Source organism: Pantoea sp. M_10, assembly GCF_008631515.1.
GTDB lineage: Bacteria > Pseudomonadota > Gammaproteobacteria > Enterobacterales > Enterobacteriaceae > Pantoea > Pantoea anthophila.
This window is the reverse complement of record NZ_VWUL01000006.1, coordinates 157,380-173,484: the sequence shown is the minus strand read 5'-3', so window position 1 is coordinate 173,484 and position 16,105 is coordinate 157,380. Positions and strand designations below refer to the sequence as shown.

9 protein-coding genes are annotated in these 16,105 nt (G+C 60.7%); 1 reads left to right on the top strand and 8 read right to left on the bottom strand.

The features are described from left to right. The first annotated feature begins 417 nt into the window (after positions 1–417). Positions 418–1,290, top strand: coding sequence for an alpha/beta hydrolase (locus F3I47_RS17020; RefSeq protein ID WP_009088404.1), 873 nt, complete (start codon positions 418–420; stop codon positions 1,288–1,290). 2 nt (positions 1,291–1,292) lie between these two features. On the opposite strand, the gene F3I47_RS17015 is transcribed toward F3I47_RS17020, so the two are convergent. The 8 genes from F3I47_RS17015 to bcsR form a co-directional block, all read right to left on the bottom strand. Further along, on the bottom strand, positions 1,293–2,786 hold the full coding sequence (locus F3I47_RS17015) for a pitrilysin family protein (protein WP_009088402.1): 1,494 nt from the start codon (positions 2,784–2,786) through the stop codon (positions 1,293–1,295). Positions 2,787–3,031: 245 nt separating this feature from the next. Beyond that, positions 3,032–4,321: a dicarboxylate/amino acid:cation symporter gene (locus F3I47_RS17005; RefSeq protein WP_009088401.1), complete on the bottom strand. Its 1,290-nt coding sequence runs from the start codon at positions 4,319–4,321 to the stop codon at positions 3,032–3,034. A 225-nt stretch (positions 4,322–4,546) separates the two neighbouring features. After that, positions 4,547–6,553: a biofilm formation regulator HmsP gene (hmsP, locus tag F3I47_RS17000; protein ID WP_033736127.1), complete on the bottom strand. Its 2,007-nt coding sequence runs from the start codon at positions 6,551–6,553 to the stop codon at positions 4,547–4,549. Positions 6,554–6,670: 117 nt separating this feature from the next. Beyond that, the gene (gene bcsC, locus F3I47_RS16995) at positions 6,671–10,138 is read right to left on the bottom strand and encodes a cellulose synthase complex outer membrane protein BcsC (RefSeq protein WP_150029912.1); all 3,468 of its coding nucleotides are present in this window, start codon (positions 10,136–10,138) and stop codon (positions 6,671–6,673) included. Continuing rightward, positions 10,131–12,422 carry a cellulose biosynthesis cyclic di-GMP-binding regulatory protein BcsB gene (gene bcsB, locus F3I47_RS16990; RefSeq protein WP_150029913.1) on the bottom strand — a complete coding sequence of 764 codons (2,292 nt, stop codon included), beginning with the start codon at positions 12,420–12,422 and terminating at the stop codon, positions 10,131–10,133. Before bcsB ends, bcsC begins: the two co-directional genes overlap by 8 nt. A gap of 9 nt (positions 12,423–12,431) precedes the next feature. Then, a complete protein-coding gene (bcsA, locus tag F3I47_RS16985; protein WP_009088393.1) occupies positions 12,432–15,026 on the bottom strand; it encodes a UDP-forming cellulose synthase catalytic subunit in 2,595 nt (864 codons plus the stop codon). Then, a complete protein-coding gene (gene bcsQ / locus F3I47_RS16980) occupies positions 15,023–15,748 on the bottom strand; it encodes a cellulose biosynthesis protein BcsQ (protein WP_150029914.1) in 726 nt (241 codons plus the stop codon). Before bcsQ ends, bcsA begins: the two co-directional genes overlap by 4 nt. Continuing rightward, positions 15,748–15,945 carry a cellulose biosynthesis protein BcsR gene (gene bcsR / locus F3I47_RS16975; RefSeq protein WP_150029915.1) on the bottom strand — a complete coding sequence of 66 codons (198 nt, stop codon included), beginning with the start codon at positions 15,943–15,945 and terminating at the stop codon, positions 15,748–15,750. The genes bcsQ and bcsR overlap by 1 nt, the downstream gene beginning before the upstream one ends. Between the last annotated feature and the right edge of the window lie 160 nt (positions 15,946–16,105).

Below are 16,105 nucleotides of genomic sequence, written 5' to 3'. Positions count from 1 at the left end.
TGTCGCCATGAATCATAAACAGTCTCAAATGAGACTGGTACTTCTCCCCTGCCTCCAGGCCCGGATCTGGCGGGGATAAAATCATTATCGCCTCTTAAGCGCCCGCAGTGTGATATCCGGTAAATTGCGGCTAGTAAAGCGGGCCATGCTGCTCATTTCCCTTACGCTGAAAAATTGTGGTTAATCGCACAGGCGACCCGGCCATCCCCTTCAACCAGACTTATAATTTATTGAATAAAATTAGCCAGTTATAGCCAACCGAACGCCACCAGGCATAGTCCGAATCTGCCCAATTCGGCCCTTTTCGGATGGACGTTCGCCGTAAAAAAGACCATCTTTTAATCAACAACAGCAGGACGCTGTGCTCTCCGGCCGTGAACAAAACAACTAAAATATTCTCCGCATCAGGACCTATTTATGCACACAGAAATCATTAATATCTGGCCACACGGTGATGCGCCAGGTGCCAGCGATTCGCGGGCACAGCCGCAGATCGTCGATATGGCAAAAGAGTATGAGCCTTACGATCGCGCCGCTACCGGTGTACGTTGCCCGGAGATGGCGATCTGGCATCCGGTCGAATCCAACGGGATCACTCTGCTGGTCGCGCCAGGCGGAGGTTATCAGCGTGTGATGATCGACCGTGAAGGCAGCGCCCTGGCGACCTTCTTCACCTCAATGGGCTATACCCTGGCGGTCATGACCTACCGCCTGCCCTATGATGGTCATCATGAAGGCCCCGATGCGCCGCTGGCCGATGCACAGCGCGCCGTGCGGGTGCTGCGTGAACGGGCGCAGCGCGGCCTGAATGGAAAGTACATTGTGATGATGGGCTTTTCGGCGGGTGGCCACGTCGCGGCCAGTCTGGGCACACGCTTCGCGGAAAAACTCTATCCGGTGCAGGATGGCGCAGAAAACTTCTCCCCTCGCCCGGATGCGATGATCCTGGTCTATCCGCTGATCAGCATGCGTGATGGCATTGCCCATGAAGGCGCCCGAACCCGCCTGCTGGGTGCCTGGCCCGATCAGAAAACGATTGAGGCCTACTCCCTGGAAACCCGGGTTCACCCGCTGGTGCCGCCAACGCTGTTGATCCACGCCGCCGACGACGAAGCCGTCTCGGTGAATCACAGCATGGCGTTTTTCAGTGCGTTGCGGGAGCATAAGGTCCCGGCAGAGGTGCATTTCTATCAGAAAGGCGGGCACGGATTCGGTATCCGCGGTGTGGCAGATTTGCCCCTCGCCAGCTGGCCGATGTTAGTGACCGAGTGGCTCAGGGCAAAGACCTGATCTTAAGCCGCAGGCGGCACGTCTTTGACGTTGCTGTCCGGCGGCGTGGCTTCATTGCTGGCCGCCGGTGCCGCTGACGGTGCCATCACTTTGTCCCAGCTGTTTTGCAGGCTTTTCACGTTGGTTTCCGCTTCGCCTTCCGGCTGGATCAGAACCATCATCAGTTCCTGGGTCAGCTGCTGACGCAGCTCCTGGTTTAACTGCTCGCGGGTCAGACCCGCCAGAAAGGCCTGCCGCAGCTTCTGATACTGCTCAGGCGCAATATCGACCACGGCGTTCTGCTGGGAGCGCAGCCGCTGGCTCATCAGCACATCGGTGTCGGTGCGGGCATAGGTGGTGAACAGCTTATTCAGCTCCAGCAGCTTCTGCGCCATCAGCGCATCAAACTCCTCCTGCGGTAAGCCTTTATCGCGCACGTTAGCCAGCTCGCGAGCCACCAGATTCATATTCTGCGCCAGACTGTCGTTGCGTCCATCCAGATTGATCGAGCACTGCGCACGCTGATAGAGCACGCGGCAGTCAAATCCCACCTGTATGCCCTGCGCTTTGCTGTCACTGAGCGCGCGCTGAACGTGCCAGAACAGCGCTTCACGGGCCAGATCACCCTGCCAGTAACGCTGCAGATTCTGCGAGTCACGAATCGGCTGCCACGGCGTATCCCACACCAGTGAGAGGCGATCCTGCGTCATGTTGCTGCTGACCAGATTCACCGGCTCGTGCGGCAGCGGGGAGAGGGTGGGCAGTGGCGCAGGCGTTTCGCGTTTGCCGGTCAGTGCCGAGAAGGTTTTGTTGATCTGCTCAGAGAGGTTGCGGCTGTCGACATTGCCGACCACGTAGAGCGTCATCGCATCCGGGGTGTACCACTGATGATAAAAGTCGTTGAGCTGGGTTAAATCAACCGGGGCGCGTGGCTGCGCCGCAGGATCGTGCGCCAGCAGCGCCGAGCCTTTCAGGCGGTAGCGCCACCAGACATCCTGCGTATCTTTCGGCCAGGTGGCGACCGGATCGGAGGCCGTCAGCGCGGTGCTCACCACCTGTTCGGTAATCGCCATATTGCCCGCTGTGGCCGCCAGCCAGTTCAGCGCTTCTTTCAGCAGCTCAGGACGGTTGTTCGGCAGGCTCAGATTATATTGGGTGGAATCATAAGAGGCGATGACGGGCGGCAGGGGGCGCTGAGGATCCATCGCCTGCTGCCATAGCGCGCGCTGCTGCTGGGTGTCGAGCGCGGTGTTGTGCACCATGGCCAGACGCGACAGCAGATGGCTGAAGCCGGTCTGTTGCGCACTCTCCACCAGTGAACCGGTGTTGACCACCAGCCGCAGTTCGATGCGGTCACTGGGGCGTTGCGGTGTGGCCAGTAACTGCCAGTTAAATCCGTTATCCAGCTTGCCTTCCTGCCAGGCCGGATCCGGTTGCAGCGTTTCTGCCTGGAGACCATAGCTGCTTGCTGCCAGCACTAATCCACCAACCAAAAGCCGAATTCTGGTGCCCTGCATGTGAACCCCTACTCAAATAATTCAAATATCGTTATCACTGGCGCGACGTGCCGCTGTTATTAACGAATCGGCTGGCGCCGAATCGCGCTGTTATCCAACAACAACGTGTTTGACCACAGGAAGTTCAGGATGTCGCGCAACGAAGTGAAAAACGTCAAAAAAACAAGTGGGGTTTATTATGCAAATGCCCGCTGTCAGGGCAAGCGACAGCGGGCATTTGAGGGGATTTAAGTGAAATTCAATGATTAAACTGAAGATTCGGACGCTTTATTCTCTTTATTCCGGCCAGCGAGCGTGTCATTGAGCTGTTTGTGATCCAGCTGGTCGACCCATTTCGCCACTACCACGGTCGCCACACCGTTTCCGATCAGGTTGGTCAGCGCACGCGCTTCGGACATAAAGCGGTCGATACCCAGAATCAGCGCCAGACCCGCCACCGGCAGATGGCCGACCGCCGAGAGCGTCGCCGCCAGCACGATGAATCCACTGCCGGTCACCCCTGCCGCGCCCTTCGAGGAGAGCAGCAGTACCACCAGCAGCGTGATCTGATGGAAAATATCCATGTGGGCATTGGTCGCCTGGGCAATAAACACCGCCGCCATGGTCAGATAAATCGAGGTGCCGTCGAGGTTAAAGGAGTAACCGGTGGGGATCACCAGCCCGACCACAGACTTCTTACAGCCCAGCTTCTCCATCTTATCCAGCATGCGCGGCAGCGCTGACTCGGACGAGGAGGTGCCCAGCACAATCAGCAGCTCCTCTTTGATATAGGCGATGAACTTAAAGATGCTGAATCCGGCAAACAGACGCGCAATCAGCCCCAGCACAATCACCACAAACAGCACACAGGTGATATAGAAGCAGACGATCAGCTGGCCGAGCTGCACCAGTGACCCCACGCCATATTTACCGATCGTGAACGCCATCGCGCCGAAGGCGCCTATCGGTGCCAGACGCATGATCATGTTGATGATGCCGAAAATGACTTTCGAGAAGCTCTCAATCACGTTGAAGATCAGCGTGCCGGTGTTACCCAGACGATGCAGGGCAAAACCAAACAGAATGGCAAACAGCAGCACCTGCAGGATGTTGCCGCTGGCAAAGGCGCCAATCACGCTGTTAGGAATGACATCCAGCAGGAAGGCGACGATGCCCTGCTGTTCCGCCTGCTGCGCATAGACCGCCACCGCTTTGGCATCCAGGGTGGCGGGATCAACGTTCATTCCTGCACCTGGCTGCACCACGTTAACCACGATCAGACCAATGATCAGCGCGATGGTACTGACAATTTCAAAATAGAGCAGCGCGACAGCGCCAGTGCGCCCGACGGCTTTCATGCTTTCCATACCGGCGATGCCGGTCACTACGGTACAGAAGATAACCGGGGCGATAATCATCTTGATTAACTTAACAAAGCCATCGCCCAGCGGCTTCATCTGGGTCCCCAGCTCCGGGTAAAAATGGCCTAACAAAACGCCGATGCCAATCGCCATCAGCACCTGGAAATAAAGGCTTTTAAAAAGTGAGGTTTTCATAAACAGGTGTCCACTAACGCCGTGAGGTGATGTTGTCGGATTCGTTATTGTGACTGGCGGGCAACAGAGGTGGCGCCTGACAGTAACCCGAAAATAACACTGTGTTTACGTGATTAATACAGGGCGACAAACCCCCAGGAAATGTCAGGATCGTAATTCTGAACTGAAACGCTTCAGCAAGGGGTTTTGTAACTAAAATTCTCGCAAAATCAATGAATCAGGCAATTATTGCGGCAGTGAGGAGTTTTCTATCCAGGCCTGATTGAATCGGGTCAGAGGCAGCGCTTCCGCGTAGAGGTAGCCCTGCCCGATGTGAATGCCGCGCGCCAGCAGCCAGTCACGCTGCTCCGCGGTTTCCACGCCCTCGGCAATCACCTCAAGGTGGATAATCTCGGCGATAGCCGCCACGATGCAGACCATGGTGTCGTCATCCGGCAGCGCCGCCACAAAGCTGCGATCCATCTTCAGCTTGTTGACCGGCAACGCTTTCAGCTGATGCAGATAGTTGAGATTGGAGTAGCCCATGCCGAAATCATCCAGCGCCACCGCCACCCCGGCCTGCTGCAACAGTCGCAGCATCGCTATCGCCTGTTCTGCATCATCCAGATGCGCCGTTTCAGTCACTTCCAGCACAAAAGTGCCAGGGGCGATGCGGTGACGGGTCAGCAGAGACTGCAGATGGGAGACCACGCCCGTATCGCGCAACTGTACCGCAGAGATATTCACGCTCAGCGGCAGCATCATACCCTGCCGCTGCCAGCCAGCCAGAATGCGGCACGCCTCTTCAAATACCCAGCGTCCCACTGCGCTAATCACGCCTATCTCTTCGGCGCTGGCGATAAACTCTTCCGTCAGGCCGTAACTGCCATCCGGCTGGCGCATACGCAGCAGCGCTTCCGCGCCCGCCAGTGCCCCGGTGCGCATATCGACCTGCGGTTGCAGGTAGAGAGCAAACTGCTCATCGTGCAGACCCTGCAGAATGTCATGCTCCTGGGTCAGGCGTTTCTGCGCGCGCTCGGTCAGCGCGGCGTCAAAGAAGAGGATCTGATTTTTGCCCTGATGACGGGCCGACATCATCGCCGAGATCGCCCTGTCCAGCAGTTCACTGGCGCTCAGCGGCTGATCGTCGCGCAGCGCCAGACCGATGCTGACGTTAGGGCGCAGCTGCAGCTGGTGCAGGCTGACCGGCTGATTAAGGCGAATCATCAGATTGCGCGCCAGACGCAGGGCGCGGAACGGATTACTGGCGCGCTTCATCAGCAGGACAAAATCGCTGACGCCGGTCTGCGCCAGCAGGGTGTGGTCATCCAGCGTATGGCGGATCTTCTCCACCAGCGTCAGCATCAGCGTGTCGCGCTGCTCATCGCTGAGTATGCCGTTGGCTTCCTGCAGGGTTTCAATGCGGATCACCATCAGACCCAGCGACCGGTCAGGATTGCACATGAACTGTTCGACCAGCGCCAGGAACAGGGTGCGGTTGGGCAGGTCGGTGACCGGGAAGTGGGTGGTCAGCCGGCTCATCTCATCATGAATCGACTCCAGCACCTGCTGATTGCGGTTGTAGCTGCGCACCAGCATGCCGATCTCGTCATCGTGATGGCTGTGCGGCAGGGAGAGTTTATGGGTCAGAATCGCCTGCGGCGGCAGCTCCTGCAGCTCGCGCGAGAGATGACGCAGCGGATGCACCACCAGCCGGTTGATGCACCAGCTGATCGCCACGGAGAGGATCAGCGCCAGCAGCAGATAGGTGATGATCATGGTCGAGAGCGTGCTGAGAATAAACTGGTAGACGCGCGTTGAGTTCGCCTGCAGCACCAGATAAGCCAGCGGTTTTGGCATTCTGGTATTTTCTATCGAGTAGAGCGGCAGCGTAATCTGCACCGGCAGCTCAAACAGGCGGGCCACCAGACGCGGCACCGGTTTTTCTGTCTCAAAGTCAGCATGCAGCGCCTGAAACGCATTGGGCAGCACCACATCGGCGCGCGACAGGATACCGGCCGGTTTCAGAGAGTGAAGAATGTGTTCGGCCCGGGGGATATCGGCCCGCAGCACCGCTTCCGATAGCGGCTGACGAACGGTGTGGGCGATATTCTCCATCTGCTGGGCGTAGTCAATCCTGCGCTGCTGCACAAAATGAAACAGTTGGATGACGATAAAAATACTGATGGTGATAACCGCAACCAGCGAAACCGTCGCCATCTGCTTTATCGTAAGTGACCGGCTTACGCGCAAAAAATTCTCTCCTGACGATGAAAAAAGCCCAGATAGCAGACAGTACAATGCCAGCCAGTATATCCCATAAACTGACTTTTTTACCGTCTGAAAAGTCCGGCTTTTTCCCGGTCAGGATTATTTAAAATCCGCGTAAGGGGTCAGCGGCTGTGGCGGCATATCCAGGTCCCCTTCCCAGCCACCGGCAGCATAGCGCACATAAAGCAGACCATGACTCGGGGTGTAATCCTTCGCCTGCTGGATATCCACACCGGCACCGATAAACCAGTTCGACGTCAGCCGTCGCTCAATCACTGCCTGCAGCGTATAGCCGGTACCGCCGCCGGAACTGCTGGCAGAAGAGGGGTTACTGGCAAGGGTATAGCCCGGATTAACCGGATAGCGCTGCTGGGCATGGGTTTGCGAATGGGACCAGGAGACAGAGCCGCCCAGATCAAACGACCAGTTCTCCGTCCGCTGCCGCCAGGTGACCGGCACGGAAAAAGAGAGATACTGCTGCGGGCTGTAGTAGCCGCCCTGGCCGAAGGTGTAATCGCTGAGATCCTTCTGATAGTGCCAGAGCATGCTGTTCAGCCCGACGGTCGCCCGGCGGTTGTCACTGTTGATGAGCTTATAGTAATAGCCGCCCATCAGGCGCTCGCGGCTGTTATCGGCGACATTTTTGCCGGTGATCTGATGCGCACTGATGTCGCCCCAGACGCCATGCGCGCCGCCCTGATCGTAACTCAGCCCGATGCTGCCGCCGGTGGCCACCACGCCGCCCCAGCTTTTGCCGCCGCTGGCTGCGGGATCGCGCGTCCCGGCATAGGAGAGCAGCGAACTGGCGATCGGCCTGCGTGAGGCCGTCAGTGTGACGCCGAGCTGTTTCACATCGGTTTTCCAGCTCAGGCCGCCGGTCCAGTTCGTGACTTCAAAACCCAGCGGCGTGGTACCGAGGTCAGCGGACCAGGTCGCGTTATGCCAGCCCGCGGCCAGCGCCGTCCCGCTATCGCGCTGGCGGTTGTCACGATTACAGCCGCCAGAATTGGCATCGTCGCAGCTGCCAAACAGGGCGTCGATGCTGCCGTTCCGGGTGGCAAAGGTGCCTGCGGAGACATCCACCCGATCAAGACGGAAAAAGCCCCGGCCATCGGCAAACGGATGTTCCGCCTGCAGCATGGTGGTGTGCGCCGTAAAATCGGAGATGCCGCCGGTGCCGCTGTTGCGTGAATAGTCCTGCTGCACCGTGAGCGTGGTCTGCTGCTGACGGTAGAGATCGGCCGTGTCGCTGCGCAGGCTGCGCTTCAGCCAGTCATCCTGGGGATCGTTGCGGGTTGCGCGGCTGATATTGCCACTGCTCCCGATGCCGCTGGCCGTCATCGCCTGACGATAGTCTGCCAGTGCCTGTTCAGGCTGCTGCTGCACCCCTTCCAGCCGTGCTGCATCCCGATAGACCAGCGCTTTATCCTGCGAAGGGGGCAGCGAGGCGGCACGCTGTTTCAGATCGGTCAACAGCGCCGCGGCCCGCGTGGTTTCACCGACTGCCTGCCACGCCAGCGCCGCGCGGCGATCCGCATTCAGCGTGCTCTGCTGCGGCGGCAGCGTCTCCAGCGACTGACGGGCTTCGCCGTTGCGCTGCAGCGCCACCAGCGCCTCAATCCGTCCCAGCGCCGCATCGCGGTTGTCCGCCTGGCGCGACAGCACCTGCTGATACCCCTGCAGCGCCTGCTGCGCGTCCCCCCGCGCCAGCGCCCAGTCGGCCAGGGTCAGATCGCGGCGGCTGGAATCCGGCTGCTGCCGAAGCAGCGCGATTGCGGCAGGCTCATCGCCCGCCTCGCGCAGGGCATCGGCCTCGGCAAAGCGCTGATCCTGCGTCAGGCGGTCAGCCAGCTGACGCATATCGCTGCTCCATTGTGCTTCCGGCAGACGATGCAGCGTGGCGCTGGCCTCAGCAGCGTTATCGTTGCCCGAGAACCAGAGGGCGGCGGCGTAGAGCGCGGTGCTATCCTGCGGGTGCTGCTGCGCTACGCCGCGCATCACCGCCTCCGCCTGCTGCGCACGACCGCTGTTACGCAGCGCTCCCGCCAGCCGGTAGCTGAGCCAGACGTCATCCGGCGTCAGCGCCAGTGCCTGGCGATAGCGATCGGCGGCCTGGGGCCAGCGCGCCTGCTGCGCCAGCGCATCGGCCTCCGCACGCAGGCTGTCGCTGCGCAGCGTGCGAATCGTGTCGGCCAGTGCGCGCTGCTGGTCGGCGGGCAGCGTATCGATAAACGCCATCTCGCGGGCGGGCGATACCGTCCGGTACAGCCCTGCCAGCCGCCGCACCGCGGTGATATTGGTGCCATCCAGCCGGCGCGCTTTTTGCCAGAACCGTTCAGCGCCGGGGGCATCGTTGCGCGCCATCGCCACATCACCCAGACCAATCAGGGCGTAGCTGTCACTGCTGTCATAGGCTTGCGCCGCGCGGTAGGCCTTTTCAGCCCCGTCGATATCGTGCTGCGCCAGCGCTTTATCGCCCTGCTCTATCGCCAGCCAGTAATGACTGGTCTGCAGCAGCGACTGCCATTTGCCTATCAGCGTGCTCTGCTGACCCGCCTGAATCGCGCGCTCCAGCCAGCGAATGGCCACCTCACGATGGCCCGCGCGGGCCTGAATCTGCCCCATTGCGCCCATCAGTTCGGCATCCCCGGGATTGCTCTTCAGCGCCCGTTCGAGGGCGCGCATGGCGCTGTCAGCGTTACCGGCATCGACCCGCGCCAGCGCCTGCATCCGGTCACGATAGGCGGGATCGGCCAGCTGACTCTGCTGCTTCGATAACGCCTCCACACCCTGCTGATGAGGCTCGCCGTCGGTAAATACCGCCAGATAGGCCTTCAGCTGCGCCACGCTGCTGTCGCTGACCGGCTGGTCAGTGATCTGCTGCAGCCAGAGGCCGGCGGCGGCCTCACGCCCGCCGCCGCGCTCCGCCAGCCGCTTCAGCTGTGTAATTGCCTGCTCCGGCTGCTGACGCGTAAAGGCCATGCGGGCGATCTGTAATCCGACCCCGACGTTGCCAGGATAGCGCTGCTCCAGCACCTGAAGCTGTTGCCAGGCCAGATCCTCCTGGCCGGGAAGGCGCGCCACCAGCCGCCAGTACTCCAGGGCAATATTGGGATCGGGGAAGACGCCGCTAAACAGGGCATCGTAGGCGCTTTTCGCCTCCGCCAGTCGTCCTGAGGTGGCAAGCAGCCGCGCCTGCTGCAGTTGCTGCCGTCCGTCAGACGACATCATGCGCAGGCCGGCGGCAGATTCCCGCGCCGCAGCGGAGTCGGGCGCCAGCCGGTTGAGCTGATCCAGCAGGGTCTGTGCGGTGGTGAGATCGCCCTGATGCAGCGCCAGTCGCAGACGCGCCGCCAGCACCTGGGGATTCTCCGGGTCAATCTTCTCCAGCCGGTAGAGCGACTGCTGCACCAGCTCATACTTGTTGGTCGATTCGCCGATGCGCACCTGGGTCAGCAGCCAGTCAACCGGTGAAACCTGCGGACCGGCGACAGGCGCAGCCTGCCCCGGCAGCGCACCCAGCAGGCCGAGCAGTACACCTGCCCGCAGCAGAAGCGACTTATTCATCTTCATCATCAAGCAGACGGCGGCGCGAGATAAGGCGCATCAGACGCCAGACCAGCATGGCAAACAGCACCACGACACCCACCGAGCAGAGCGCCAGCCAGAAAGGATGGGTAGCCAGCGCGGCCCAGAGCCGCTCCCACCAGGGGAGGTGGCCCACATAGTAGGTCTCGCCGACACGCAGACTGTTCACACCCGACTCACGGACAATTGCCGTAGAGCCTGAGATGGCCGCACGCTTGCCGCTGTCAGCCAGCGCCTCATCAAGCAGCTGCCAGCTGCGCGGACTGCCATCGGCGAGCAGCGCAACCACACTGCGCTGATCGTAGAACGGCGACTGGAAACCAATCACCGTGGCCAGCGGACCCCGGGAGCCGATGGCGGTGGTGCTTTCTGCGCTGCGTTCCGCCTCGCTGAGGGTCTGAGCCGGCAAAGATGCCCGTCGCGCCGGGGTTTTCAGCCAGCTGGCGGTGGCGTCAACCAGCGCGCTGATCCGGCGGTCGTCCTGAAGATCTTTGGGGATGTCGCCGATCAGCAGCAGATCCGCGTCCTGCTTCTGCGCCGTGCGCCAGTCGTCGGTAAGCTGCACGCGCAGCGCCGGATACCCGGTCTGCGCGCCGATATTGCCCACCGCATTCAGCAGGGTAGCGACCTGCTGCGCATCCGGATCCGGCTGAACCAGCACCAGCGTCTGGGAGAGATCGGCGTAGCGGCTGAACGGGAAGCCGGCATTCGCCCAGGTCTGCAGCGACGGCATTTCGATGTAGTGGCGATAACCGGAGAAGTCGATGCTGGAGTTGTCGTCCACCACCACATGATTGCTCACCGGGGTGACGGTTTCGCAGCGTCCGTCCGCCGTGCCCCCCATAAAGGTGGTGGCATAGTCGAAATCGAAACGCAGCTGATTCATTACGCCCAGACGGAGCGCCGGGATTTTCAGCTCATGACTCTTGTCTGTCGTTCCCTGCAGCAGGGGAAGGTGCAGCAGCTGCTGTCCGGCCGTGTTTTTCGGCTGCAGCGGGTAGTCCTGAATGAACTGATTGTTCAGGTTGACCGCCAGCCTGGAGCCGTCCGGCTGGGTGGGCGAGGTGTAACGATAGTTCAGATCCATATCGATACCGCGCGCCCGCACCAGGAAGAGATCGGGTGGCAGATTCAGCGTCAGGCTGATCGGATTAGGCTGCAGACCGTCAGACTGTAACTGATTTTCATATTGCGTCAGCTCGGCAAAGGTCGTGCGGCGATCGGTGCGTACCCAGTTTGGCGCATCATAAGGTTGGCGCTGGGCCAGCAGCGTGACGCGATCAATGGTGGAGGTATCGCCCCGCAGCAGTAACTCGCCCTGCGCAATGCCCTGCACGGCCGTCAGCAGGTCGTCGTCGTTGCGGCCCAGAATCAGCAGCATTTTCGCATAGGGATTGTCAGGCTGACTGACGATCTCTACGGTCGGTTTGCTCACCGGCGGCAGATCTTTCAGGAATGCCGGGCGCGCATCGTTGGTGGCAAACACCACCGCGTGCTTTTGCTGCGGCAGCTGGTTGTAGAGGACCGGGAAGCGCTGGCCGCGCCAGGCGGCTTTGCTGCCAAACCAGGAGGCGAGGATGGCGGCGGCCCGCTGCTGCGCGACATCGGGCTGGGCGGCAAACACCATCGGCAGGGTCAGCGGCCGCGTGTCGCGCGCATCAAAAAAAGGCTCCGGGAAGTGTGACAGGTCATTTTTCAGCGGCAGCTTTTGCAGCGTCAGATCCAGGCTGCTGGCTTTACCGATATCGAGCCAGATGGTGCTGTTGGCCGGGTTTTCACAGATGTTGGCGTAGTGACCGACCAGCTCAAAGCGGACGCGGTTAAAATCGGCGATAAACCGGGGGTCCAGCGCCAGCTGCGTCTGATTCTCTTTGCCAATCTGCTCCGGCGTCAGGGTAATCAGGCTCACCAGCTCATCGTTGAGATAGATCTTCAGCTGCGACAGGGTCGGCAGCAGCGCAGGCGATGGCCGATAGCTGAGGTTCAGCATAGCACTCGTGACGACTTCATCGCTGCGCACCCCAAACTCAATCTGCCCGGTGGTGCGCGTTCCGCGCAGCGTCATGCTGCCTGGCGGCGGTGCCAGCTTAGCAAAGCTCAGCTGGCTGTTTCGCAGCGGCGCAGCCGACGGCTGCGGCACGGCCTGCTGCGCCGTCTCTCCGGCCGCGCTGACCGGTGCATTTTCCTCTGCTGCAGCGCAGCTTAATGTTGCGGAACCCAGCAACAGCGCAGCGACCCACCTGTTTATTCTCGTTGTCGTCATATCATCAACTCAATGCAGATTTTTTGAGGCGGGCACGCGTCCGATGCCTTGCGGCAACAGCGAAGCCAGCCAGCTTACCCCAGCGGTAAGCAGGTTAAACAACCGACGTAACTGCGGCGGACCATATTCCGCCAGGCGCAGATAACCTTTGAAGCCGAGGATCATGATATCGGTGAGGCTCTGCACCGGTTTATCTTCCGGGAAACCGTCCTGCCACAACGCCCAGGTATCGGCACGGGCGAAGGTACACTGGATAAAATCGATGTGCTGCCGGGTGGTCAGGGACTCAAGGCGAACGCCCGCCCGACGGCCAAAGACGCGCTGCACCGTACAGGGGAAGCTGAACTCCTGCTGACCGCGACGCAGCAGCAGCCAGACCTTTTCATCCTCCCGCAACGCATCCGGCTCGCGCAGCTCCAGACCCACCCCGCCATCGGAGTAGTCCCGCAGCGTGCAGGGCAGCATGTGGCCGTTTTCGCGCGCAATGGCGGCAGGCATCGCAATCTCCACGCGATGGGCCTCACGGATCTGCCGGGCTTCAACCGAGACCGCTACCGCGCCCCCCAGAATCACCATGTTGTAGATGACCCACACCAGGCTGACCCAAACCGTTAACACCTCGTTGGCCGGGCCGTGCTGCATGCGCCAGAACGCCATCCCTACCCCCGCCAGGTTAAGCAACACCAGCAGCATATAAGGCCGGGTGATGACCCAGTCCAGATGCCGCTTCTCAACCAGCCCGCCTTTGGCGGTGACGTTAAACTTGCCTTTGTGGGGATTGATCAGCGCAACGGTCGTGGGCAGGGCGATATACCATGCCAGCACCGTTTCGTAGACTTCACTCCAGAACGAGTGTCGCCAGCGCCCCTGAATACGCGAGTTGGTCAGGCTGGTGTGCAGCATGTGGGGCAGTACATAGACCGCGATGGCCAGCGCGGGCGCGTAGATGATGTAGGCGTGGCAGAGCAGAAACGCCAGCGGAGCCAGCAGGAAGATCAGCCGCGGAATGCCGGAGAGAAAGTGCAGCATGGCGTTGGCATAACAGAGTCGCTGCACCCACTTAAGCCCTTTACCGAACAGGGGGTTATCCAGACGGAAGATCTGCACCATGCCGCGTGCCCAGCGGATTCGCTGTCCGATATGCGCTGACAGGCTCTCGGTCGCCAGTCCGGCGGCCTGAGGAATACGGATATAGGCCGAGGTGTAACCCAGCCGGTGCAGGCGCAGCGAGGTATGCGCATCTTCCGTTACGGTTTCGACCGCGATGCCGCCAATCTCCTCCAGCGCGGTGCGGCGCAGAATGGCGCACGAGCCGCAGAAGAAGGTCGCATCCCAGGTATCGTTGCCATCCTGAACCAGGCCGTAAAAGAGTGATCCCTCATTCGGCGTGCGGCGAAAACGGCCCAGATTGCGCTCAAACGGATCGGGCGAAAAGAAGTGGTGCGGCGTCTGCAGCATGGCCAGCCGGGGATCTTTGATAAACCAGCCCATGGTCATCTGCAAAAAGGCGCGCGTCGGCACATGGTCGCAGTCAAAGATCGACACGAAGTCGCTGCGGCAGTGCTTTTTCAGCGCATGGTTGATGTTGCCCGCTTTGGCGTGTTCATTCGAGGGACGCACCACATAGTTAACGCCAATGCTGGCGGCGAACGCGCGAAATTCGGGCCGGTTGCCATCGTCCAGCAGATAGATGTTAAGCCGATCTTTCGGCCAGTCGATACCCAGCGCGGCGTAAAGCGTCGGCCTGACCACACTGAGCGGTTCGTTATAGGTCGGAACCAGCAGATCCACCGACGGCCACAGCGCACGATCGGCAGGCATCGAAACCGGCTGACGGTTGAGCGGCCATAGCGTCTGGAAATAGCCCAGCACCAGCACCACCCAGGCATAGGTTTCGGCGGCGATCAGCAGCAGACCCAGCACCAGGCTGAGCGGGTCATCCCAGTTGAGTGTCGAGGTGTAACGCCACCAGAGATAGCGGCAGGATACGGTCAGCGACAGGACGATCAGCATCATGGTCGGTAAGCGGCCCGGCACGCGCCGCACCACCATCGCCAGACTCCAGAGCAGCAGCACAAAGATAAACTGCGTCAGCAGGTCAAAGGGCTGGCTGATACAGAGCAGCGCCAGTACCGACGCGATCACGCCCATCCCGGCCAGGAGAGCGTAACGCAGCAGGGGCGGCAGTCTCTTCAGCCGTTTTTCCGCCCGCGCGCCCAGCCCCTGCGCCTCTGCCTGCCTGCCACGCCTGTCGAGCCAGCGATAGACCCGCTGCCGCCAGCCAGCCAGCGTGGCGAAGCCGTTCACGCGGCGGCGGCCATCACCCGGCAGGATAAACACCAGCCAGAGCGTCTGGATCAGATAGCGCACAGGATCAAGCGGCTGCGGGCGTTCGGGCGAAATATGCGGATAGAGGCGGCGGCGCTGCTGAATAATCTGCTGCCAGCCCGGTGCCTCCAGCCGCAACAGCGTCACGGCCAGCCCGCACCAGAAGAGATGCAGCGCGCTGGCGAAGCGGGATGCTCCGTTGTTCCGGGCGGTGCTGTAGCGACGCTGCAACGCCAGCCAGGCGGGTCGGGTCAGCAGCCAGCGCAGCGGGTTCATACGCGATCGCCTTTCAGATGAAGCAGCAGCCAGTTCGCCAGGGTGGTGAGCTCTTCGCTGACCAGCGCGTGGGGCCGGTATTCTCCGACCGGCTGCTTCATCATCAGCGCTTCTGACAGCGCTTCATCACGGTGGATCAGCAGCGGGATCAGCGGATTCAGCGACGCCATCCAGAGCTGATGCAGATCCTGCTGCAGGCGGCTGTTGGCGTTGAACTGGTTGATCAGAAAACGGGTCGCCGCAGGAAAGCGTTGCTGACTCAGGCGCAAATGGCAGTTCGCATCGGGCGTAATGATGCCGAGCAGGCCATCCAGCTGCGCATAGAGCGCCGCATGCCACGGCGCGCTTTCGGCGGGCAGATCAAAAATTATCCAGCCGTAGCGCGCCCGCAGCGCCGGTAGCGCCGCCAGCAGCGGGGCAGCAATCGTGCTGTCCTGAACCGCAGCGGAGGCGGAAGCGGAGAGCTGACCATAGGGGAGCAGATCCGGCCCCTGCGGATAGCGCCGGGCGCTCTGCAGCCAGTCGCCGCCGTGACACAGCGCCTGCATCCAGCCCTGCTCCGCCTGCACCGGCAGATTAAAATGCATGCCGAGCTGGCTGACCGGCGAGCCATCAATCAGCAGAACCTGTTCACCCAGTGCCGACAGCGCCCAGCCGAGGCCCGCGCAGAGAGAGGAGGTGCCGACACCGCCCCGGATGCCCTGAAGTGCCATCAGCGCCATCAGCGATGCGGCTCCGGCTGTGCGGCAACGGTTTCGGTTAATAATGGCCAGCGCGATACGATCTCTGCCAGCCGTTCTTCGCGGGCAATATCGATATAACGGAACGCGTGCAGAGAAAAGGCGTCACGCAGTGCGCTGATATCATCATGAGGTCCACCCTCAACGGCGACCGGCGTATAAACATTCGGGTTTGTCATTATTTTTCGCCACGAACAAACAGTGTCGGATTGAGGACAGCGGCCTCTTCGCCTTTTTTCTGAAAAGGGGTTTCCAGAATAAGGACGCTATCAGAAAAGCATAATTGGCCTGTCGCAGTAATTTTTAATTCGTCAGGTTACAACCTGTACTGACTATAAT